Consider the following 21,896-nt stretch of genomic DNA (forward strand, 5'->3'; position numbering starts at 1 on the left):
GCCGGCGCTGGTCGGCGTTCTCGTCCTCGGCGCGGCGGAGCGGGAGCACTCGATGGCGGAGCGTGCAGTGACAGCTCTACGTGAGGGGCTCCGTGAACTGGGCTGGGTCGAGGGTCAGAATCTCGTGATCGAAGTTCGCAATGCTAACGGTCAGCGAGCGCGGCTGGCTCCCCTGGCGGGCGAGCTTGCCGCGCTGCCGGTCGACGTGATTGTCGCCTTGGGCACCGCGGCAACGCGTGCCGCCCGGAGCGCGACGGATCGGCTCCCGATCGTTATGGCCGGCGTGGGCGACCCGCTCGGGGCCGGTTTCGTCAAAAGCCTGGCACGGCCGGGCGGCACCGTAACTGGGCTTTCGCTTCAGAATGTGGAGGCCGCGCCGAAGCGGCTCCAGCTTCTCAAGGAAGTGGCCCCAGCGGCTGCGCGGATCATGGTCATCTCAGCTCCTCGCGAACCCGGAAACGAGGCGGGCTTTCGGGAGATGGAAGCGGCCGCTGCGCGCCTGGGAGTCGTCGTGAGGCAAACAGTGGTGGCCAGCGTCGGCGACTTGGACGCTGTATTCACCTGGCCCGGAGGCGGGCGGACAGATGCCGTCGTCGTCCAGCCGAGCCCGACGACCGAAGGTCTACGCGGTCGAATCGCAAACCTGGCGCTCCGCCATCGCGTGCCGACCGTCGGAGCGTTCCGAGAGTATGCGGATGCCGGCATCTTGATGAGCTACGCCGCGAATCTCCTTGCCGCTCATCGACGCGCTGCTGTCTATGTGGATAAACTGCTGAAGGGCGCCAAGCCCGGCGACCTCCCTATCGAGCAGTCGCTGACGTTCGAGCTCGTGCTCAACATGAAGACCGCCAAGGCTTTGGGACTGAAGATCCCACAATCGGTCCTGGCGCGGGCCGATGAGATCATCGAGTAAATGGCAACCGCAGCCGACCCCCTGAAGAGTCGTGAGTCGGTGTACGTCGGACCCACCGAACTTCACGTTCCACCGGACCGCTCCCTCGCGTTGCTCGGTCGCGGCCGGTGAACGTGCGTGTCCGTTGGCCGCACGCGGAGCCCGAGCATGATGATATAGGGACTTCGCGGAGGGCACCGCCGAAGGAAGGCGCGGCCGTGCAACAGGTCGGAAAGACGGGGAGGTTCTTCTTGCCCTTCCGGGTTCTCTTTCTTGTGCTCGCAGTGCTCGTTCTGCCACCCCCCGTCGGCGCGCAGCAGGCAGGGAAAGCGGCACGGCTTTGCTTCCTTACCTTCGATTCAAGAATGACGCCGTTGGACAGGCTCTCCTCCCAAGAAGCGTCCCCTGTCCACTTTGGCGCGTTCTTCCACCGCTTGCGAGACCTGGGTTACGTGGAGGGGCAGACCATCACCATTGACTACCTCTCAGCGGACGGCCGGGGCGGCCGGTTCCCCACGCTCGCCGCAGAATGCCTGCGACTCAAAGCGGACATCATCGTCGTCACCACCACACCGGCCACCCAAGCCGCGAAGAACGCCACCCGCACGATCCCGATTGTCATGATCCCACTCGGCGACCCCGTCGGCACCGGACTCGTTGCGAGCCTCGCCCGACCCGGGGGAAATGTCACCGGGCAGACATTCATGGCGTCGGGGCTGGCTGCCAAGCGCCTCGCATTGCTGAAGGAGGCGGTGCCAAGGATCACGCGAGTGCTCGTGCTCTCGTATCGCGAGGACCCTATTGCCGCGCCCCAGATAAAAGAACTCGAGAGCGCGGCTCGCTCCCTGGGAATCACGCTGTTGGTTCAGGACATCCGAACCGCCGATGACCTTCCGAGCGCGTTCGACACCGGGGTGAGAGGGCGCGCCGAAGGACTCCTGACGACGGCCGAGAGCATTTTCGCTGCTCAGCGCAAACGAGTGGTCGAACTCGCGGCTCAACACCGATTGCCTGGGCTGTACCCGTATCGAGTAATGGTCGATGCCGGTGGCCTGATGGCCTATGACTCGTACACGCCTGATCTCGTGGCACGTACCGCCGCCTACGTCGATCAGATCCTGAAGGGTGCGAAGCCGGCTGACTTGCCCGTCGAGCAGCCCACGAAGTTCGAGCTGGTCATCAACCTCAAGACCGCGAAGGCGCTCGGTTTGGCGATCCCGCCGTCGCTGCTCCTGCGGACAGATCATGTCCTGCAATGACGGATCACCAGCCCGTCTTACCGGGAGGGTCTGAGCTTACGCGAACGGCGTCGAACTTCACGCTCCAACGGACCGGGTGCTCGCGTTGCTCGCACCTCGGCCGCTGAGCGTGGCGTTCGGCGCATTCATACGGCCGGGGATTCTGACGGAGGACAATATGCTCACGACCCCACTCTGCAAGCGGCTTGGGATCGCGTATCCGATCTTTTCCGTCGGGATGGGTGCACTCGCTGGTCCTGAGCTCGCCGCCGCGGTCTCGAACGCCGGGGCCTGCGGGGTGCTGGGACTGTCCAGGGCTCCCGCCTCTTTCATCCATCAAGAGATCCAACGGACACGCACACTGACGGACAGACCCTTCGGAGCCAACATCATTTTGGCGAGGCCGTCAGATGAACAGGTCGCAGCCTGTCTTGAGGCCAAGGTGCCGCTCTTGGTGTTCTTTTGGGGCGACCCTGCCCCTTACGTCGAATCCGCCCACCGCTGTGGCACGAAGGTCTTCGCCCAGGTGGGCTCCGTCGAGGAAGCCCGGGCGGTGGCACACCTGGGTGTCGATGCAGTGATCGCCCAGGGGGAGGAATCGGGGGGCCACGTCAAGGGGACGATCGCGCTCTCCACGTTGGTGCCGGCGGTGGTCGGGGCGATACGGCCTCTTCCTGTGATCGCCTCGGGCGGGATCGCGACCGGCCGCGGGGTCGTCGCGGCACTCGGTCTGGGGGCTCAAGCCGTGTCGATGGGCACGCGCTTTCTGTGTAGCGCGGAGGCCTCCGCGACTCCGGAATACAAGGCGCGCGTGGTTCAGAGCTCCGCAGCGGACACGGTGAAAACATCGCTCTTCGACGTTGGATGGCCCGGCGCGCCCCACCGAGTACTCCGCAACAAGATCGTTACGGAGTGGGAGGAAGCAGGCCGTCCGGCCACGGGCCTACGCGCCGGTGAAGGTAGCGTTATCGGAACCGTGTCCCGGTTTGCGGGCACGGTGGACGTGGTGAAATACTCGTCGGGCTCCTACCCCTCGCTCGGCTTCACGCCAGACATCGAATATGCCGTGCTCTACGCGGGTGTGTCCTGCGAGTTGGTCCACGATATCCCTCCCGCCGGGCAGATCGTGCGCGAGCTGGTACAGGAAGCCGAAGAGGTCATGGCGCAGCTGCAACGCGTTTGAGGTGGGATGATCGCGCCGAACAAGGCCATCGAGCTGACGGCGCTTCGCGCCGCAGCTCATAGCCAGCGTTAGGCTGCCGTTCGAACCAGACCGCGGGGTTTATGATACGCGCGTGGGGATGTCCTGAAACCTCGGTTCGCATGGCTCCGTTACAGCGAGGAGACGCCAGATGCCATACAAGGTGACCGAGATCAACCCGTCGAGATCTGCCCTCATCATCGTGGACATGGAGAACGATTTCGTCGCCGAGGGCGCTCCACTGCGGGCGAAGATGGCGCCGGCAGTAGTCCCGCCACTCAAGCGGGCGCTGGCTCATGCTCGCAAGACTGGCATGCGCGTGATCTTCACCACCCATGCCCACCGGCGCGATGGTTGCGACATGGGGGTGTTTGGCAGATCGAAGCCGCCCATCGTGGAGGGCAAGGCCCTCGTCGACGGCGAAAAGGGAATCGAGATTTACGACGAGTTGAAGCCCCTCCCGAATGAGGTGGTGATCAAGAAACGTCGCTACAGTGCGTTCTATGGTACCGATCTCGATATCGTCCTGCGCAGCAGCGGCATGGAGGCCGTGATTATCACGGGGGTCACCACGGAGAACTGTTGTCACGCAACGGCCCGCGACGCGCTGTTTCACAATTACGGCGTCATCTTCCTTTCGGACGCCACAGGGACGTTCGACTATCCTGACATGGGTTACGGCGCTATGAGTGCGGCAGAAGTGCACCGTGCGAGCCTCGTCATTCTGGCGATGGGCACAGCTCACGTCATGACGGTAGACGAGATGATCACCCTCACGACGGTGGCGAAGGAGGCTGGGCCGGCGACGCAGAGTCGTGACAGCCTGCTGACGGACGCCCTTTCGCGGACAGCCTAACATGCCGTTCGACCCGACGGCCATCCTTCCTCGCCTTCGGCTCGGTCGGATACCCGCGGGTCGACGCCGGCGTTAGGCTACGTGGTAGCGACTTGATGCAGATTCGGCGTGCCGAGGGCGCTGACGAGGAAGCGCTCGCAAGCATACGGCGGCGTGCAATTCTCGCGCTGGCTGTACCAGCGATGTCGAGGGAACAGGCCGAAAGATGGGCTACGCGAGGGGCAGCAGATCGCGTGGCGCGGGCGATGCGGGAACATGACGTGTGGGTGGCCGTGGAAGTGGCCGCGATCGGCTGGGTAGAAGTGGACCGAGACCGCGTCGCGGCGCTGTATGTCTCGCCGTCTTGCTCCCGCCGCGGGGTCGGCTCGGTCCTTCTGACATTCGCCGAAACCTCCACGGAGCTCCGGCTACACGACTGCGCGTCTCGAGTCCAGCCAGAACGCGCTCGACTACTACCTTCGGAGGGGTTACCTACGATGTGGCCCGGCAGATTCTGATGGGGCATGGCCGTTGCGCAAAGATCTGGCCGCAGTTACGCCTAGCCAAGGCATGGAGCCGACGCGCTGAAGCGCGCGGCTCATGCCGAGCGTTATCCAGTCGAGCGGCTATGTCTCGCGTCTTTGAGTGCGCACGGTGAGTCCGCGCCGGGGCAGTTCATGGTGGGCTTGAGATAGGCGAGGTATGCCAGACCTGTATCCCGAAATCGAACCGTATGCGCAGGGCATGCTGGAGGTCACTGGCGGTGATCTCATCTACTGGGAGGTGTGCGGCAATCCCAGGGGCAAGCCTGCTGTCGTCTTACACGGTGGTCCCGGCTCGGGGTGCACGCCCTGGCATCGGAGGCTGTTCGATCCTGCTGCGTACCGCGTTGTGCTGTTTGATCAACGTGGTTGTGGGCGGAGCCGGCCTCATGCGAGCGCCCCTGAGACAGAGTTGTCGGGAAACACCACTGGAAATCTGATCGCCGACATTGAGCGGCTGCGGGTGCACCTCAATGTCGAGCGCTGGTTGGTGTTGGGTGGGTCATGGGGCAGCGCGTTGGCGCTTGCCTATGCCGAGCGGGTTCCGACTCGTGTGACGGAATTGATCCTGTTTGGCGTTACCACGGGTCGGCGCGAGGAGTTTGACTGGTTGTTTCGTGACGGTCTTGGCGCGTTCTTCCCCGAAGAGTGGGAGCGTCGCCGCAGCGCCTTGCCGGTCGCCGATCGCGACGGCGATATCGTCGAGGCATACTGCCGCTTGTTGCAGGATTCTGATGCCGCGATTCGTGAACGGGCTGCTCTTGCCTGGTGCTTGTGGGAGTCCGCGACACCGGATTGGCCTCCCGTGCCTGGATTGGCAGCGCGGTTCCGTGATCCGTCGTTCGCCATGGCCTATGCGCGGCTGGTCACGCATTACGTTCGTCACAATGCATGGCTTGGCGATGGGAGTGTCTTGCGTGACGTGGATAGGCTTGCGGGAATTCCTGGGGTGCTCGTGAACGGGCGTTTCGATTTTCAGGCGCCGCTCGCTACAGCGTGGAAACTGCACAGCCTATGGCCTCGCTCGGAGTTGGTGGTTGTGAACGATGCTGGGCATGCGGCGAGCAATCCTGGCATCACGGAGGAGTTGATCCGGGCTACGGACCGTTTCGCGAGGGTGACGTTTGCTGCGGGCGCGGGTTGCGTCGCTGGATAACTCGGGACAGACAAAGACGGCATGAGCAAGAAGCCATATCCACTGCATTCCGCTCAGCGGTGAGAAGCGCGGCAATGAACCCACCTCGAGACCTGCGAACGGACCGAGTATGGTTGCGAAGGTGGTTGTCGGGAGACCTCGCGCCCTTTGCGGCTCTCAACGCCGACCCGCAGGTTATGGAGTACTTCCCCGCGGAGCTGTCACGCGAGGAAAGCAACGCGCTGGCTTCGCGCATCGAGGCCGACTTCGAGGAGCGCGGCTTCGGGTTGTGGGCGGTGGAGATCCCCAGCGTCACATCGTTTGCAGGATTTATCGGCCTGTCCGTTCCTCGCTTCGAGGCGCCCTTCACTCCGTGCGTGGAGATCGGCTGGCGCCTCGCCCGGGAGTACTGGGGCCTCGGCTACGCTCCGGAAGGTGCGCGGGTGGTGCTGGATTTTGCCTTCCAAGCGTTGGGGCTGGACCAGGTTGTGTCGTTCACCACACCAGGCAACCTCCGGTCCCGCCGTGTAATGGAGAAGATCGGCATGGTTCATGACCCAACCGACGACTTCGATCACCCGGCGCATCCCGACGGGCATCGGCTTCGGCGCCACGTCCTATACAGGATCGTGCGCCCGACGCTGGCCAACTACTGGATCACCCGACGGCCATTGGCCGCGGGTGATCCTGGGCGTTCGACGCACAGGGGAGGGACTTACCGTTGAGAAACTTCATGCATCGGCGCCGAGTCCGGAGACGCTCGAGGTCCATGCACGCCACCGCTGTCGTCACCGCTCTCCTCGTCCTTCTACCCATCGCGGTGCTCCTTGCGCCGCTCGCCGGCGAAGCACAGCATGCGGCGACCATCCCCCGTATAGGGCTTCTATTCCCGACCTCTCTCTCTGATCCAAGAACTGCGCGTTTCCTCGAGGCCTTCCGACAAGGCCTGCGCGAGCTGGGTTATGCGGAAGGTCAGAACATCGCCATTGAGTCCCGATTTGCGGAGGGGAAGTGGGACCAGCTTCCCGGCCTCGCGGCCGAGCTGGTCCGTATCAAGGTGGACGTCATCGTTACGTATACGACGCCGGCGACACAGGCCGCCAAGCAAGTGACCGGGACGATCCCCATCGTCGTAGCGGCGGTTATTGATCCTGTGGGGGCTGGACTCGTCGCCAGCCTCGCACATCCAGGGGGAAACATCACGGGCTTGTCGCAGATGGTGCCCGAACTGGTCGGCAAGCAGCTGGAGGTCCTCAAGGAAATCGCCCCCAAGATCTCCCGGGTGGCCCTCCTCGGGAACCCGGCCAACGCTGGCAACGCACCACAGGTGCGACACGCGCAGGATGCGGCCCGGGTATTGGGGGTGCGGCTTCAACCCCTGGAGGCGCGTGGCCCGAGCGAGATCGAGACCGCCTTCGCGGCAATGACCACCGAGCGGGCCGGCGCGGTCATCGTTCTCGTGGACTCAATGCTCATCGACCACCGAACACGAATCGCAGACCTCGCGGCTCGGCGCCGTCTGCCGACGGTGTCTGCAGCGATTGAGACCGCCGAGGCCGGCGGCCTCATGGCCTACGGGCCAAGCACGCGTGACATGTTTCGGCGGGCGGCCGCCTACGTAGCCAAGATCCTCAAGGGCGCCAAGCCTGCCGACCTCCCCATCGAGCAGCCGACGAAGTTCGAGCTGGTGATCAACCTCAGAACTGCGAGGGCTCTGGAGCTGACGATCCCACAGTCGGTGTTGCTTCGGGCGGACCAGGTGATCCAGTAGGCCGCGGCGGCGAGTCAATCTCGTGGCCCGTTACGAGTGGCCGAGCGAGTTGCGAGTCAGTGTGATCCGGGGAGGGAACTCCCAGCTCCGCCCGTTGGAAGGCCGCCGAACTTGAGACTAAAGCGTGATGCGGCGGCGGGCCATGGCACGATCCCACTTGGTCGCGTAGGCGTCGTCGAAGACGATGCCGGCTTCGGCGGTGGCCATGAACCAGTAGCCGCCCTTGATTTCCGTCTCGAGCTGATCGGGCGCCCAGCCCGCATAGCCGACCGTGAAGACCGCCCGTTTGGGCCCGCGTCCGTCCGCAATGGACTGGAGAATGTCGGGATGGAAGGTGACGGCGAACTCATTGCCGATGCGGAGGGTGTCGGGAGCGGCATAGTCGGGGCTGTGCATGACGAAGACGCGCGTGGGCTCCACGGGGCCGCCCACGTGCAGGCGCACCGAGCCCGCGGCACCCTTCGGGTCCATGCCGGCCTGGTCGAGCAGCGTGGCCAGCGGCGCGTCGCCGAGCGGGCGATTGAGCACGAGCCCCATGGCGCCGTTGGCGTCGTGGCGGATCATGAAGATCACCGTGCGAACGAAGCGAGGATCCTTCAGCTCGTCCGTCGCGATTAGGAGCTGGCCGGTGAGATAGGCGCCTTGCGCGCGCGCCGAGGACAGGGGCGCCGGCGCGGCGGCCACCATGAGGGCGCCGGCGAGGACGCCGACGGCGATCCAGAGTAGCCGGGGGCGAGGCAGAGCGAGCATCCGTGGCACAGTATAGACGATGCCCTGGCCCACCGCGCTGCGCGCCTTCCGGCACCGGGACTTCCGCTATTTCTGGGCGGGGCAGCTCGTCTCGCTCGTGGGCAGCTGGATGCAGAGCGTCGGACAGTCCTGGATCGTCCTCGAGCTGACCCACTCCCCGTTCAAGCTCGGCGTCATCAATGCCCTCCAATTCGGGCCCATGCTCTTTCTGTCGTTCCTCGCGGGCGCCCTCGCCGACCGCGTGCGCAAGCGCCGCCTCCTCTTGTTGACCCAGAGCGCGCTCATGCTCCAGGCCTTCGCCCTGGCCGCTCTCGACCGGACGGGGCATATCCAGTTCTGGCACGTGGCGACGCTGGCCACCCTCTATGGCATCGTCAATACGCTTGACCTGCCCTCGCGGCAGTCCTTCGTCGTCGAGATCGTCGGCAAGCACGACCTCATCAACGCCATCGCGCTCAACTCGGCCGTGTTCAACGGCGCGCGGGTGGTGGGGCCGGCCATGGCCGGGCTGCTCGTGGCGCGCTACGGCGTGGGAATCGCGTTTCTGCTCAACGGAGTGAGCTTCGTGGCCGTGCTCGCGGCCTTGCTCGGCATCCGGACCGAAGGGGAGCCACGTCCGAGATCGGGCGACACCCTGGGGCAGGAGATCCTGCGGGGTATCCGCTACGCCTGGGAGACGCCGCTGATCGCGCTTGTCCTCTCGCTCTTGCTCGTCATGAGTCTGTTCGTCATCAACTTCAGCGTGCTCGTGCCTCTGGTCGCGCGCGACGTGCTCCACGAAGGCGCCCACGGCTTCGGTCTCCTCATGGCTTCTCTGGGAATCGGCGCGGTGTCGGGAGCGGTCGCGCTCGCCCTCGGCGGACGGGGCCGAGCGCCGGTATGGCTGCTCGCGGGGACGGCGCTCGTCGCGGCCGCCGGCGTGGCCGGGCTCGGCGCCGTGCGCCAGTTCTGGATCGCGTCCGTGCTGCTGGTGGTGGAAGGATTCGCCATGATCGTGTTCATGGCCAGCTCCAACACGACGATGCAGATAACGGTACCCGACGCGCTCCGCGGCCGCCTGATGGGTCTCTACGCCTTCGTATTTGTGGGGATGACGCCATTCGGCGCGCTCCTGATCGGGATGGTGGCCGAGCGCTGGGGCGTGCCGGTGGCCTGCGTGGTGGGCGGCGGTTGCGGGGCCGTGTCCGTGCTCGCGCTGACGCTGGCGTGGGGACGCCGGGCCTCCGCGTCGCCGTCGGCGTAACCGGCGCCTGAACGAGGCCTTGCACGGACTGAGTGAGCCATGGCGCGGCCCGACCACCCCTCACCCTTCCCTCTCCCCTCAGGGGAGAGGGATGACGGTATAATCCAGCCTCCGAGAGGAGCACAGCCCGCATGGCCGGTGAGACGACACTGACGTCCGACACGATCGAGGTGCGCGAGACCCATCGCTTCGATATCGCCGCTCTCGAGCGCTATCTGTCTCCGCGCATTCCCGGCTTCGCCGGGCCGGTGACGGTGCGCCAGTTCCAGGGCGGGCAGTCGAATCCCACGTATTACCTGGGGACCCGCGACCGAGAGTACGTGCTCCGGCGCAAGCCTCCGGGCAAGCTCCTGCCCTCCGCGCACGCCGTCGACCGCGAGTATCGGATCCTCACGGCGCTCGGGCGAACCGATGTTCCCGTGCCGAAGACTTATGTCCTCTGCGAGGACTCCGAGGTCATCGGCACGGCCTTCTATGTCATGGACTGGGTGCGCGGGCGCATCATGGTGGATCCGCTCTTGCCCGGACTGACACCGCCCGAGCGGTCGGCCATCTATGATTCGATGAACGACGTGCTGGCGCGGCTGCACCGCGTGGACTGGCAGGCGCTCGGCCTGGCGGATTTCGGAAGGCCGGGCAACTACTTCGCGCGGCAGTTCCATCGCTGGAGTCAGCAGTATCGCGCCTCCGAGACGGAGCGCATCGAGGCGATGGAGCGATTCATGGAGTGGCTACCCAGGCACATTCCGTCCGACGAGTTGACCACGGTCGTCCACGGCGACTTCCGGCTGGGCAACGTCATCATCCACCCGTCGGAGCCTCGGGTCGTCGCCGTGCTCGACTGGGAGATATCGACGCTCGGCCACCCCCTGGCCGATCTCGCCTACAACGCCATGTCCTATCACCTCGAGCCCGACATCCTGGGCGGCGTCCTCGGGCAGGATCTCAAGGCCCTCGGCATCCCGACGGAAGAGGAGTATCTCGCCGCGTATTGTCGCCGCACGGGCCGCGACGATATTCCCGACTGGAGCTTCTACGTCGCCTTCTCGATGTTCCGCCTGGCCGCCATCGCCCAGGGCATCATGGGGCGCGTGATCGCGGGGACGGCCAATGACGCCAATGCCCGGGCCCGCGGTGAGCGGGCGCGCCCGATGGCCGAGGCGGGCTGGCGCCTCGTCGAGCAGCGAGTCAGGTGATCGCTTTCCAGGAGGACGACCCACGATGATCGAGCAAAGACCATTCGGACGGACCGGCCACCGGAGCACGGTGACGCTCTTCGGCGCGGCGGCGCTGTCGCAGGCCAGCCAGGCGGATGCGGACCGCGTCCTCGAGGTACTGCTCCGTTACGGCGTCAATCACATCGACACGGCCGCCCGGTACGGAGACTCCGAGCTCCGCATCGGCCCCTGGATGGCACGTCACCGGAAGGACTTCTTCCTCGCCACCAAGACGGGCTCGCGCAGCGCGGCCGAGGCCCGCGCGGACATCCACCGGTCGCTCGACCGGCTGCGCGTCGATCACGTCGACATGATCCAGCTCCACTCCCTGGGGCATCCGGACGACTGGGATCAGGCCATGGGACCGGGCGGCGCCCTGGAGGCGGCGGTGGAGGCGCGCGAGCAGGGGCTCGTCCGCTTCATCGGCGTCACCGGGCACGGCTGGACCATCGCCGCCATGCATCGGCGAAGCCTGGCGCGCTTCGACTTCGATTCCGTGCTCTTGCCCTTCAACTTCTTCCTGGCCCAGAACGAGCGTTACCGGCGGAGCTTCGACGAGGTGGTGACGATGTGTCGCGAGCGGAACGTGGCCGTCCAGATCATCAAGTCGATCGCGCGCGGCCCGTGGGCGACCACGGACCGCACGCACACGACCTGGTATCAGCCGCTCGAGGCGCAGCCGGACATCGACCGGGCCATTCACTGGATCCTCGGGCTTCCGGACATCTTCGTCAACACCGCCGGCGATCTCGCGCTCCTCCCGAAAATCCTCGACGCGGCGATCCGCTTCGAGCGTCCCACGCCGGAGACGGACATGGCAGCCATGCTCGGCTCGACCAAGATGACCTCGCTATTCGGGCTCCCCGCGTGATGAGACGGAGAAGACAACCCATGGGCGCCCTGATCGCAATTGTCGGGCTCGCCCTCGTGGCCTTGCTCGGCTCCGCGGGGGCCGCGGCCGCCCAGGGCCCCGTGCGGATCGGCTTCATCTCTCCGCTCTCGGGCGCCATCGCGCAGGCCGGGAAAGATATGTACAGCGGCTGCGAGCTCTACTGGGAGGAGACGGGCTGGCAGCTCGCCGGCCGCAAGCTCGAGGTCATCCTGGAAGACAACGAGGGCGTGCCGGCCACCGCGGTGACCAAGGCCCGCAAGCTGGTCGAGTCGGATCGGGTCCACATGCTGGCGGGCGTGATCCTCTCCAACGTCGCCTACGCGCTCGTGCCCTACATCGAGGCCCAGGGTATCCCGACCATCTACCCGATCAACTCCGCCGACGACCTGACCCAGCGCAAGCGCCCCAAGTGGCTGATCCGCACCGGCTTCTCGGCGGGGGGCAACATGCATCCCTTCGGGGAGTACGCGGCCCGGGTGCTCGGCTACAAGAAGATCGCCATCGTGTCGCTCGACTACGCCTTCGGCTGGGAGATCGCGGGCGGCTTCCACAAGACCTTCGAGGACAATGGCGGCCAGATCATCCAGAAGGTGTGGATCCCCCTCAACGTGCAGGACTACGCGCCCTACCTCGCCCAGATCCGGAAGGACGCGGATGCCGTGTTCGTGCTCGCCCTCGGGCGGTGGACCCTGCTCTTCGCCAAGCAGTGGGCGACGAGCGGGCTCAAGGAACGACTCCCCCTCATCGCGGGAGGGACCTACTCGGATGAGCATGTGCTGCCCGAGCTGGGCGACGAGTCCATCGGGGTGATCAGCGCGCACCACTACTCAGCCGCCCTCGACACCCCGGCCAACCGGCGTTTCCGCGCCGCCTTCGAGAGGAAGAACAACCGCCTGCCCTCGTTCTACTCGGAGAACTGCTATACGGGGGCGCGGGTGGTGGCCGAGGCGGCCAAGGCCGTGAACGGGCGCCTCGAAGATCGCGCGGCGTTCATGGCCGCCCTCCGCGCCGTCGAGATCGGGGATGCGCCACGGGGGCCGATCAAGATGGATCCCTACGGCAATCCCACCCAGAACATCTACATCCGGAAGGTCGAGCGGGTGGGCGGCAAACTGCAGAACACCGTCATCTACACGTACCCGGCCGTGAGCCAGTTCTGGAAGTACGGCCCCGAGGAATTCCTGAAGCAGCCCGTCTACTCGCGCGATTTCCCTCCGTGCCGCCATTGCTGACGTTCTCTCGAAGGTGTGCGGCCCCTCTGACCCTCAACCGGGAGGAGTCATGAAGAAGACGACGACCTGTCTCAGTCTTGCTCTGGTCCTGCTTGCCCTCGCCGCCGGCGGCGGAGCGCTCGCGCCTTCGCCCGCGGGGGCTCAGGCCAAGCCCATCGTGTGGAACCTGCCCACGGTGGCGGCCCCGACCTACTACCACACCGTCAACTACAACGCCTGGGCGGCTAAGGTGAAGGAGAAGTCGCAGGGTCGGCTGGAGATCCGCGTGCATCCCGCCTCCTCGCTCTACCCCGGCCCGGAGCTGATCCCCGCCGTCCTCGACGGGCGGACCGAGATCGGGACCGTGCTCGCCTCGTACCTGACCGATGTGCTCCTCGAGACGGGTCCCCTGGAGCTGCCCTTCATGACGAGCGGCATCGAGGAGCACAAGAAGGCGGCGATGCAGCTCCGCCCGTTCTACACGGAGATGCTGGCGAGAAAGGGTCTCAAGCTCCTCTCCATCCACGCGTGGCCGTCGCAGCAGATCTTCTCGAGCGTGCCCATTCGCACGGTGGCGGACTGGAAGGGCAAGAAGATCCGCGTCTACGGCGCCGACTCCGCCAACGCCGCGCGCCTGCTGGGGGCGGCCCCCGTCAACATCGCCTTCGGCGAGGTGTACTCCGCCCTCGAGAAGAGGACGGTGGACGGGGCCATGACCTCGGCCACCAACGCCGAGCCCATGAAGTTCTTCGAGGTGGCGAAGTATCTGGACTACTGGTATCTGGCGGGGGCTGCTCAGGAATGGCTGGTGGCCAATCAGAAGGCGTGGGACGCCCTGCCCAAGGATCTGCAACAGGTCGTGCTGGACTCGATGAAGGAGGTCAATCTCGAGGAGAAGGAATGGCAGGACGCCATGGCCGCCGACGAGAAGGTCCGCAAGCGTTTGCCCGAGCTGGGCATGACCGTCATCGACCCGTCCAAGGAAGAGATGGAGAAGGCGCGGAAGATCGCCAAGGGCGCCTGGGACATCTGGCTCCAGCGCACGGGCGCCGAAGGTAAGCGCGGACTCGAGCTCACCCTCAAGGCCCTCGGACGGTAGTTGAATTTCGAGCTGAAACGCTGCCGACGAGCCGCAGGCGAGGAGAGCGGAGAGGCGAGGGCTGAATAAATTGAATTTCGAGCTGAAACGCTGCCCGCTGTTCGAGCGGAGCGGCGGCCCCGGGCCGTCGCGAGGCGAGAGCTGAATTGATTCCGTGAGCACCGAGTACATTCGCACGCTCTACCAGTACAGCGCGTGGGCGAACGGGCGCATCCTGGACACCGCGGCCCGCCTCGCCCCTGGCCAGCTCACCGAAGGCGCCGGCGCGAGCTATGGCTCCGTGCGCGACACCCTCGTGCACACCATGAGTGCCCAGTGGATCTGGCTCCAGCGCTGGAAAGGCGTCTCCCCGCGCGCCCCGCTCCGCGCCGACGACTTTCCCGATCTGCTCGCCATACGGACGCACTGGGCCGCCCTCGAGCGAGAGACGCGCGACTTCGTGGAGGGATTGGGTGAAGCGCAGCTCGCCCGGGTGATCAGCTACACGAATACCGTGGGCCAGGAATGGGCCTATCCCCTCTGGCAGATGCTGATCCATCAGGTCAATCACGCGACCCAGCACCGCAGCGAGGCGGCCCTGCTCCTCACGCAGATGGGCCACTCTCCCGGCGACCTCGATCTGCTCGTGTACATGGACGCCGTGAACGCGCGGAAGGACACGCCGGCGCCGCGAAGCGGCTGACCCGTCCATCTGCGCTTGGCTCGGGGCCGTCAGCCGCCCGAGGATCTGTCCCGCTCGCCTTACGTACCCGCACATCGGACTTGACAGCCCCGCTGTCCTTGGTGAATACTTATGCTGTATTATGAATATAAATTCTATCAACCTGGTCCGGCGACGCCGCGCGGCGATCCTCGAGGTGGTGCGGGAGCACACCGTGCGCTCGCAGGAGGAGCTCCAGCAGCTCCTCCGCCGGCGGGGCTTCACCGTCGCCCAGCCGACCCTGTCCCGTGATCTCAAGGACCTGGGTCTGGCGCGGACGCCCACGGGCTATGCCGCCTCCGCGCCGCCGTCTTCATTCGTGCCGGGGGCGCGCCGGGAGGCGGCCCTCGACCGTGCCCTCGCGCATTCCGTCCTGGCCGCGCAGGCGGCGGGGACCCTCGTGGTCGTCAAGACGCCCCCCGGGGAGGCGCAGCCGGTGGCCCGGGCCGTGGACGAGAGCGGCCTGCCCGGGGTGGTGGGAACAATAGCGGGAGACGACACGGTCTTCATCGCCACGCCAAGCCCGGCCGCCGCCCTCAAGGTCGAGCGCCGGCTGCGTGTCCCGCTGGCCGCCATCCCTCAGACCCGGCGTGCGCAAGCCTGAGCGCGCCGACCCACGAGGAGAACGATCCCATGCTCCACGAATGCCGCCCCGCCGAGCTGTCGATCACCAGCGACCCGTCGCGGCTCGACCTCGACCTGATTCATGGTTTCCTCTCACGGTCCTCTTACTGGGCCGCGGGGATTCCGCGCGAGCTGGTGGCCCGCGCCCTCCGCCATTCCACCTGCTTCGGCGCCTTCGACGGGAACGAGCAGGTGGGCTTTGCCCGCGTGATCTCGGACCACGCCACCTTCGCCTATGTCTGCGACGTCTTCGTGCTCGAATCCCATCGGGGACGCGGCGTGGGCAAGCAGCTCATGGCGGCCATCAAGTCGCATCCCGACCTCCAGGGCCTCCGGCGCTGGGTCCTCTTCACGCGGGACGCCCATGAGCTCTACCGCCAGTTCGGCTTCAGCGAAGCGCGCCATCCCGAGCGGCTGATGGAGATCCAGAGCGGCCCATACGCGGCGGCGGCATCCGGAAAAGAGGGAGCGCCCAAGGCATGAACAATGACCTGCGAGAGATCATGAAGGTCGCCGATCGTCCCACCCTCGTCATGGTCGAGGGCAAGGGATCGTGGCTCTGGGACCGCGACGGCAAGAAGTACCTCGATTTCGTGCAGGGCTGGGCCGTGAACTGTCTCGGCCATTCCCCCGCTGTCATCCTCGACGCCATCAACGATCAGGCCCGACGCCTGATCAACTGCAGCCCCGCGTACTACAACGAGCCCATGGCGAAGCTGGCCACGCTCCTGGCCGAGAGCACCGGTCTCGACGAGGTCTTCCTCTGCAACAGCGGCGCGGAGGCCAACGAGGGCGCGATCAAGCTGGCCCGGAAGTGGGGAAGCCGGCATCGGGGCGGCGCCTTCGAGATCGTCACCATGGAGCACGGGTTCCATGGGCGGACGCTGGCGACCATGGCCGCGTCCGGGAAGCCGGGCTGGGATACCTTGTTCCAACCCAAAGTGCCCGGCTTCCCGAAAGTGCCTCTGGGCGATCTCGAGGCGGTGCGCAAGGCCGTCACGCCCGAGACGGTGGCCGTCATGCTCGAGCCCATCCAGGGCGAAGCCGGAGTCTTCGTGGCCGCCGACGACTGGCTGCGCGATCTGCGGAAGCTGACGAGAGATCTGGGCATCCTCTTGATCCTCGACGAGATCCAGACGGGGATCGGGCGGACGGGGCGCATGTACGGCTACGAGCACGCCGGCATCGAGCCTGACATCGTGACCCTCGGCAAGGGCCTCGGGGGCGGCACCCCCATCGCCGCGCTCGTCGCGTCCGCGGGCGCCAGCGTCTTCGAGTATGGCGACCAGGGCGGCACCTTCAACGGCAACGCGCTCATGGCCGCGGTCGGGTGCGCCGTCGTGACGGCCGTGGGGGCCCCGGGCTTCCTGGATTCGGTCGTCACGAGCGGTCGCTATCTCACCGAGGGGCTGGGCGCGCTCTCCGCGGAGCTCGGCCATGGCGAGGTCCGGGGCCGCGGGCTCCTCGTGGCCCTCCAGCTGCAGGGGCGCGATGCCGCGAAGATCGCTCGAGCCGCCCTCGATCGTGGGCTGCTCATCAACGCCCCGCGCCCCGACACCCTACGCTTCATGCCGTCGCTGACCGTGTCGCGCGAGGAGATCGACGAGATGCTGGAGCGGCTCCGGGGGAGCCTCGAGGCGGCTACTTGATGTAGTAGCCCGAGACCCTCCACGAGCCGTCTTTGTCGAGCATGGGCGTGATGGTCTCGACGGCGGCGGCCTTGTTCTCGAAGGCCGTCTCGTACTGGATGACCACGTATTCGCCGTCGGGCGCGCCGGGCAGGGTGCGGGCGAAGGTGGCGGACTTGAGGGTGCGCGACTTCAAGGTGCCCAGCGGTGAGCGCGCGGCGCGAACCGTCTTCTCCCAATCCGCCTTCGTGATCGCCGTCTTGAAGAGGGTGGATGCGCCATTCCAGCTTTCGGCGTACTTCCCGCTGTCCGTCAGGGCCAGCCATGCCTTGGCCGAGGCTTGCGCCTTGGGGACGGCATCGGATTCGGCAGCAGAGGCGGGGAAGGCGCCGAGGAGGAGGGCGACAAGTGCGGTGCGGACGTATTTCACGATTGGCTCCTTTGTAGACGAGGATAGCCCCGTCCCCCGGCCGGACCCAAGATTCACGCGCGACTCCATCGAATGAGCACCCAGGCCGCCGCCCTGGCACTGGGGCAAGTTGCGAGCCAGATCGACTCAGCCCTCGCCTCCGGCTTCGCCTCGGCTCGAACTGCCACGCGCGAGCGGGCCGGCAGCCCGAGGCGTACCTGGGTGTACGTTGAGGGTTGCCGGCCCGCTCGCAACGAAGTATGGCGAAGCAAATTGACCCAGTGCCGCCCGGTTTGACCCGTGGCCACCGATCTGGCACGATCAGCGCCGTAGCCGAGCCCCAGTCCGCCGAGGCAGTTGAGGGAGCGCCATGAAGCCATTCGTGATCAACCGCTACGGCCGTATCGTCTTCCCCTTCAACTTCTTTCCGGAGCTGGACTTCTCCACCTTCCAGACCCTCGAGCAGTTCGCCGCCGTCATCAAGCGTGACTTCGAGGAGAAGGCGCCCACGGAGGCGGACATCGCCGCCCGCGTGGAGTCGCACGGCTACAAGGGGCGCTTCGATCTCCTGCGCGATCTCGCCTTGCACCTCTTCTGGGTCAACCGCTACGCCATGACCATGTACGAGAAGCGCCCCACGCGCTGGCGCGACGTCGCCCGCCACCGAGACGATCTCTTCTTGCCCGTGTTCGCGGTCCGCGACGGTGACGAGATGACGGCGGCCATCGACAGCGCCTACCGGGCCCTGCCCGCGACATGGGACGAGGGAACGGAGGACAAGATCTGCCGTGTCCTCCTCGATCTCTTCCGCCACAAGAAGGGCGCGGGGGCCGAGCTGCCCGCCATCAAGCCGACGGTGGGCGAGCTCCTCGCGCGCCCCAAGAGCCTGACCTACCATCTGCTCGCCCACGATCCGGACTATCCGGGCTATGGCCACGACGACATCATCGAGTTCGCCCATGCCGTGCCGGAGCTCGAGGCGCTCATGCGGCAGGCCATGGTCCTCCACAACCAGTACCGGTGGGACCGCGCCAAGACTCGGCTCACCGAGGTAGGACAGCTCCACGACGACGATTTCGTGGTGGTGTTCCACCCGCGCAATGACGAGGTGATGCACTTCATCCGCCGCGTCAACGGCGTCCATCGGGTGCGCCCGCGGCGGCCCGCGCCCGCCCCGTCGTGCCGACCCCTCCGACCCTACGCTCCCGTGGATGTCCGGGCGCGCTTTACCGTCATGCCTCGGATCGAAGCCGTGGCCGTCTACAAGGGTGAGCGCGCGTGCACGAATGACGATCTGGTCCGCAATGCCGCCTATTGCTGGTCGTCCATGACCGTCGAGGAGATCCGGCACAAGACGGGCATCGAGCAGCGGCTCTACACGGAGCTCGACCTGGACCAGATGGCGCTCCTGGCCGCCCAGCGGGCCCTCGAGAAATCTGGACGGCGGGCCGAGGAGATCGGCGCCGTGCTGTTCTGCTCGTGCACCAGCGTCAAGATGATGCCGTCGCTGGCTACCTGGCTGTCCGGCCAGCTCGGCATGTTCCAGACCCACGCCTCGTGCGACATCGTGGCCGCGTGCGCCGGGCTGCCCTACGGGCTCAGCGAGGCCGTGCGGCTCCTGCAGGAAGTGGAGCGGCCCGTTCTGATCGTGTGCGGGGAGAAGTTCTCGGACAAGATCGGAACGGTGAGGACCTCCCGGATGATCTTCGGCGACAGGGCCGCCGCCATGGTGGTGGGGCCGGCGCCGGCGGGGGCCGCGCCCGATGTCGAGATGCTGCAGACGTATGCGAGCGGCCCCATGTCGGAAGTGGACTCGATCATCTGGCCCAACCCGGACTTCGACAACAACATCACCGTGTACGGGCCCGAGGTGCGGGCCCTCGTCAAGCGCTACCTGGGCCAGATGCTGGACGAGCTCCGCGACCTTCCGCATCCGGACGGCGCGCCCGGCGCCTCGCTCCTCGACGCCATCGACCTGATCGTTCCCCACCAGGCCAACAAGACCATGGTGGTCAATATCGCCAGGGAGGCCGGGGTGGCCGCCGAGCGCCTCTACTTCAATATCGAGCGCGTCGGGAATACCTCGTCGGCCAGCATTCCCATCGCCCTGCACGATGCCGTACGTGAGGGCGTGATCGACCGACCCATGCGAGTCTTCGCCCCGGGCTTCGGTGCGGGCGCGGTGGGCGGCTACGCGGTGCTGCGCGTCGATCCCGCGGTGGTGGCATGAGCTCGGAGCGCCCCGTCATCGACGCCGACGACACCACTCGAAAGGAAACGGTATGGCCGCCTATGTGATCACTTTCCTGGAGGTCACCGATCCGGAGGCCTTCGAGGCGTATCGCAAAGTGGCGGGGCCGACCTTTGCGCCGTTCGGGGGGAAGCCAGTGGTCGTGGACGGACGCTTTGAGGTTCTCGAGGGCATGGTGTGTCCGAAGTCCATCGTGGTCATCGAGTTCGAGACCCTGGAGCAGGCCAAGCGGTGGTACGCCTCGCCCGAGTACGCGCGGAGCATACCCATGCGCCAGCAGTCGGCCAATACGAGCCTCATCCTCGTCGACGGGGTTCCGGCCTCGTCGCCCGTATCCCCCGTGCGATGATACGAAGACGACGGGCAGCTATCTGGAAATGAGCGGAGGTTTTCATGGCGACGTCAGAGACCTTCGAGATCACCAAGACCGAGCCCGAGTGGCGCCGACTTCTGACGCCCGAGCAGTTCCGGGTGCTGCGCCAGCACGGGACGGAGCGTGCCTGGTCGAGCTCGCTCGACAAGGAGTACGGGCGGGGCTCGTTTGTCTGTGGCGGCTGTGAGCTGCCCCTTTTCGCGTCGGACACGAAGTTCGACAGCGGCACGGGCTGGCCGAGCTTCTGGGCCCCCATCGAGGGGGCGGTTCGGACCTCGACCGACCGCAAGCTCTTCATGGTCCGCACGGAAGTGCATTGCCGCCGGTGCGGGGGGCACCTGGGTCACGTCTTCGACGATGGTCCCAAGCCGACGGGCTTGCGGTACTGCATGAACGGGGTGGCCTTGAAGTTCCTGGGCGCCTGAGCGGGCGCGAGCCGAGGCCGGACATGACCCCGCGCGCCGTCGAAACCGAGCCCTTCAACAATGTCGCCCGCTATGAAGCCCTCATGGACGTCACGCGCAATCGCATGACCAATCGCGCGTTCGCGGCCTACGAGGTGCCGCGTGCGCATTTCGAGCTGATCCTCGAGGCAGCGCGACATGCTCCGTCGGGGGCGAACGCGCAGCCGTGGCACTACATCGTGGTGACGGATCCCGGCATCAAGCAGATGATCGGCCAGTGCTTCGTGGACGAGCAGCAGCACCGGGCCCGGCTGCACATGGGCTTTCCCACGCCGAACTACCATGGGGTGAAGACCGCGCCCGGGCTCATCGTGATCGCCGCGGACTTCCGGTTCATCCGGGCCTTTCCCGTCCTCAACGACGGCTCGGACCTCGACCGGCGCTACAAGCAGAACGCCGAACGGATCCTGCTGCAGTCGGTGGCGGCGTCCACGATGTCGGCGCACCTGGCGGCCGCCGCGCTGGGGTATGCGGTCTGGTGGATCACGGCGATCGGGCAGGAGGACATCCAGAGGAAGATCAGGCCGCTCCTCGGCGTGCCGGAGGAGCTGGCCATTATCGACGTCATGTGCTTTGGGCCACCCCTCAAGCCCTCCTACAAGCGCTGGAAGAAGCGGCTGGACCAGATCATGAGCTGGGACCGCTTCGATCCGGCCAACTTCATGACGGACGAGCAGATCGACGAGTGGGTGAAGACCCAGCGCCACAAAGTGATGTACCGCGACGAATCCAAAATCGACTGAGTGCGGTTTCGCCGTGTCGGCGTTCCCTGTGAATGCCGGGCGGAGCTGGGGGGTGCCCGGCGGCGGGTAGCCGTCGTCCGCTCAACCTCCTCGCCTCGCGCGCCACCTCGCTCGGGCGCCTCCGCCTGCCCCCCATCCCCCGAGACGGGGGTCGCTCGCCGCCCCGCCTGCGGCGGGGACGACTCGCGCGGCGGAGGCGCCCTGCGCTTCGGGGCGCGCTACGGCTCGTCGGATTCGCTCCCGACGGCTACCCGCCGGCCGCCAGCCCCCAGCCCCGCCCTCCCGCTCCGCCCACGAACTCACGTGCACGAAGCTCGCGCGCTGTAGCGGCCATTGATCAGCGAGCGTGCGGCGGGAGGGGGCGGGGGCATCCCCCGTGGACCCGTATCTTCTGCGCGTTGCCGAAGAGTAAAACCTGAGTCTCGTGGCCAGTTAAGAGTGGTGAAGCGGGTCGCGAGTCAGCGTGGTCCGCGGGGGATGCCCCCTGCCCCACCCGGCGCATTGCCGGCACGTTCCTACCGTGCGGCGCCGGTCTTGGGTTCGGCGGGGGCGAGCTGGCCGTTCATGCCGAGGGGACCGTGGAACTTGCACGTGAAGGTCACGATGCCCGACGGCGGCACCGTCACGTCCACCTCGATGGTCTTCTTCGGCAGGATATCGCGGTCGATGTGCTGATCG

Annotated in this window: 22 protein-coding genes; 20 read left to right on the forward strand and 2 right to left on the reverse strand. The window is 66.4% G+C overall.

Annotated elements, in window-relative coordinates:
• The 7 genes from VGT00_12795 to VGT00_12825 all read left to right on the forward strand — a co-directional run.
• Positions 1-913, forward strand: a 913-nt coding sequence (locus tag VGT00_12795; protein ID HEV8532290.1) for an ABC transporter substrate-binding protein, incomplete at its 5' end; no start/stop codon positions are given.
• Positions 914-1,110: 197 nt separating this feature from the next.
• On the forward strand, positions 1,111-2,151 hold the full coding sequence (locus VGT00_12800; protein ID HEV8532291.1) for an ABC transporter substrate-binding protein: 1,041 nt from the start codon (positions 1,111-1,113) through the stop codon (positions 2,149-2,151).
• Between the two features lie 157 nt (positions 2,152-2,308).
• Positions 2,309-3,313, forward strand: a complete 1,005-nt coding sequence (locus tag VGT00_12805; protein ID HEV8532292.1) for a nitronate monooxygenase — start codon at positions 2,309-2,311, stop codon at positions 3,311-3,313.
• A gap of 169 nt (positions 3,314-3,482) precedes the next feature.
• A complete protein-coding gene (locus VGT00_12810) occupies positions 3,483-4,187 on the forward strand; it encodes an isochorismatase family cysteine hydrolase (protein ID HEV8532293.1) in 705 nt (234 codons plus the stop codon).
• Positions 4,188-4,868: 681 nt separating this feature from the next.
• A complete protein-coding gene (gene pip / locus VGT00_12815) occupies positions 4,869-5,864 on the forward strand; it encodes a prolyl aminopeptidase (protein ID HEV8532294.1) in 996 nt (331 codons plus the stop codon).
• 74 nt (positions 5,865-5,938) lie between these two features.
• Positions 5,939-6,568, forward strand: coding sequence for a GNAT family N-acetyltransferase (locus tag VGT00_12820; GenBank protein HEV8532295.1), 630 nt, complete (start codon positions 5,939-5,941; stop codon positions 6,566-6,568).
• Between the two features lie 44 nt (positions 6,569-6,612).
• Complete coding sequence (locus VGT00_12825) at positions 6,613-7,614, forward strand: ABC transporter substrate-binding protein (GenBank protein ID HEV8532296.1); 1,002 nt, start codon at positions 6,613-6,615, stop codon at positions 7,612-7,614.
• Positions 7,615-7,731: 117 nt separating this feature from the next.
• On the opposite strand, the gene VGT00_12830 is transcribed toward VGT00_12825, so the two are convergent.
• Entirely contained in the window at positions 7,732-8,364 is a 633-nt protein-coding gene (locus VGT00_12830; GenBank protein ID HEV8532297.1) for a YqgE/AlgH family protein, read from the reverse strand.
• A gap of 19 nt (positions 8,365-8,383) precedes the next feature.
• On the opposite strand from VGT00_12830, the gene VGT00_12835 reads away from it, so the two are divergent.
• From VGT00_12835 to VGT00_12875, 9 genes are all read left to right on the forward strand, one after another.
• The gene (locus VGT00_12835; protein HEV8532298.1) at positions 8,384-9,607 is read left to right on the forward strand and encodes an MFS transporter; all 1,224 of its coding nucleotides are present in this window, start codon (positions 8,384-8,386) and stop codon (positions 9,605-9,607) included.
• Between the two features lie 131 nt (positions 9,608-9,738).
• Complete coding sequence (locus VGT00_12840) at positions 9,739-10,803, forward strand: phosphotransferase (GenBank protein HEV8532299.1); 1,065 nt, start codon at positions 9,739-9,741, stop codon at positions 10,801-10,803.
• A 25-nt stretch (positions 10,804-10,828) separates the two neighbouring features.
• The gene (locus VGT00_12845) at positions 10,829-11,695 is read left to right on the forward strand and encodes an aldo/keto reductase (GenBank protein ID HEV8532300.1); all 867 of its coding nucleotides are present in this window, start codon (positions 10,829-10,831) and stop codon (positions 11,693-11,695) included.
• Between the two features lie 20 nt (positions 11,696-11,715).
• Entirely contained in the window at positions 11,716-12,948 is a 1,233-nt protein-coding gene (locus VGT00_12850) for an ABC transporter substrate-binding protein (protein HEV8532301.1), read from the forward strand.
• Positions 12,949-12,997: 49 nt separating this feature from the next.
• The gene (gene dctP / locus VGT00_12855; GenBank protein ID HEV8532302.1) at positions 12,998-14,026 is read left to right on the forward strand and encodes a TRAP transporter substrate-binding protein DctP; all 1,029 of its coding nucleotides are present in this window, start codon (positions 12,998-13,000) and stop codon (positions 14,024-14,026) included.
• 154 nt (positions 14,027-14,180) lie between these two features.
• The gene (locus VGT00_12860; protein ID HEV8532303.1) at positions 14,181-14,708 is read left to right on the forward strand and encodes a DinB family protein; all 528 of its coding nucleotides are present in this window, start codon (positions 14,181-14,183) and stop codon (positions 14,706-14,708) included.
• A gap of 121 nt (positions 14,709-14,829) precedes the next feature.
• Positions 14,830-15,330 carry a hypothetical protein gene (locus VGT00_12865; GenBank protein ID HEV8532304.1) on the forward strand — a complete coding sequence of 167 codons (501 nt, stop codon included), beginning with the start codon at positions 14,830-14,832 and terminating at the stop codon, positions 15,328-15,330.
• 29 nt (positions 15,331-15,359) lie between these two features.
• Entirely contained in the window at positions 15,360-15,833 is a 474-nt protein-coding gene (locus VGT00_12870) for a GNAT family N-acetyltransferase (protein ID HEV8532305.1), read from the forward strand.
• Complete coding sequence (locus VGT00_12875) at positions 15,830-16,999, forward strand: acetylornithine transaminase (protein HEV8532306.1); 1,170 nt, start codon at positions 15,830-15,832, stop codon at positions 16,997-16,999. Before VGT00_12870 ends, VGT00_12875 begins: the two co-directional genes overlap by 4 nt.
• On the opposite strand, the gene VGT00_12880 is transcribed toward VGT00_12875, so the two are convergent.
• Complete coding sequence (locus VGT00_12880; protein HEV8532307.1) at positions 16,992-17,408, reverse strand: DUF4019 domain-containing protein; 417 nt, start codon at positions 17,406-17,408, stop codon at positions 16,992-16,994. The two genes, VGT00_12875 and VGT00_12880, sit on opposite strands and share 8 nt — an antisense overlap.
• Positions 17,409-17,757: 349 nt before the next feature.
• Here VGT00_12880 and VGT00_12885 point away from each other — a divergent pair, with 349 nt between their 5' ends.
• From VGT00_12885 to VGT00_12900, 4 genes are read left to right on the forward strand one after another with little or no spacing between them, the layout of a single operon-like run.
• Positions 17,758-19,617 (forward strand): 3-oxoacyl-[acyl-carrier-protein] synthase III C-terminal domain-containing protein, encoded by a 1,860-nt coding sequence (locus VGT00_12885; protein ID HEV8532308.1) that lies wholly within the window; start codon positions 17,758-17,760, stop codon positions 19,615-19,617.
• A 52-nt stretch (positions 19,618-19,669) separates the two neighbouring features.
• Positions 19,670-19,987 carry a DUF1330 domain-containing protein gene (locus VGT00_12890; GenBank protein ID HEV8532309.1) on the forward strand — a complete coding sequence of 106 codons (318 nt, stop codon included), beginning with the start codon at positions 19,670-19,672 and terminating at the stop codon, positions 19,985-19,987.
• Between the two features lie 44 nt (positions 19,988-20,031).
• Positions 20,032-20,436 carry a peptide-methionine (R)-S-oxide reductase MsrB gene (msrB, locus tag VGT00_12895; protein HEV8532310.1) on the forward strand — a complete coding sequence of 135 codons (405 nt, stop codon included), beginning with the start codon at positions 20,032-20,034 and terminating at the stop codon, positions 20,434-20,436.
• Positions 20,437-20,459: 23 nt separating this feature from the next.
• Positions 20,460-21,218, forward strand: coding sequence for a nitroreductase family protein (locus tag VGT00_12900; GenBank protein HEV8532311.1), 759 nt, complete (start codon positions 20,460-20,462; stop codon positions 21,216-21,218).
• The last annotated feature ends 678 nt before the right edge of the window (positions 21,219-21,896 follow it).

This window comes from Candidatus Methylomirabilota bacterium (assembly GCA_036002485.1).
Classification (GTDB): domain Bacteria; phylum Methylomirabilota; class Methylomirabilia; order Rokubacteriales; family CSP1-6; genus AR37.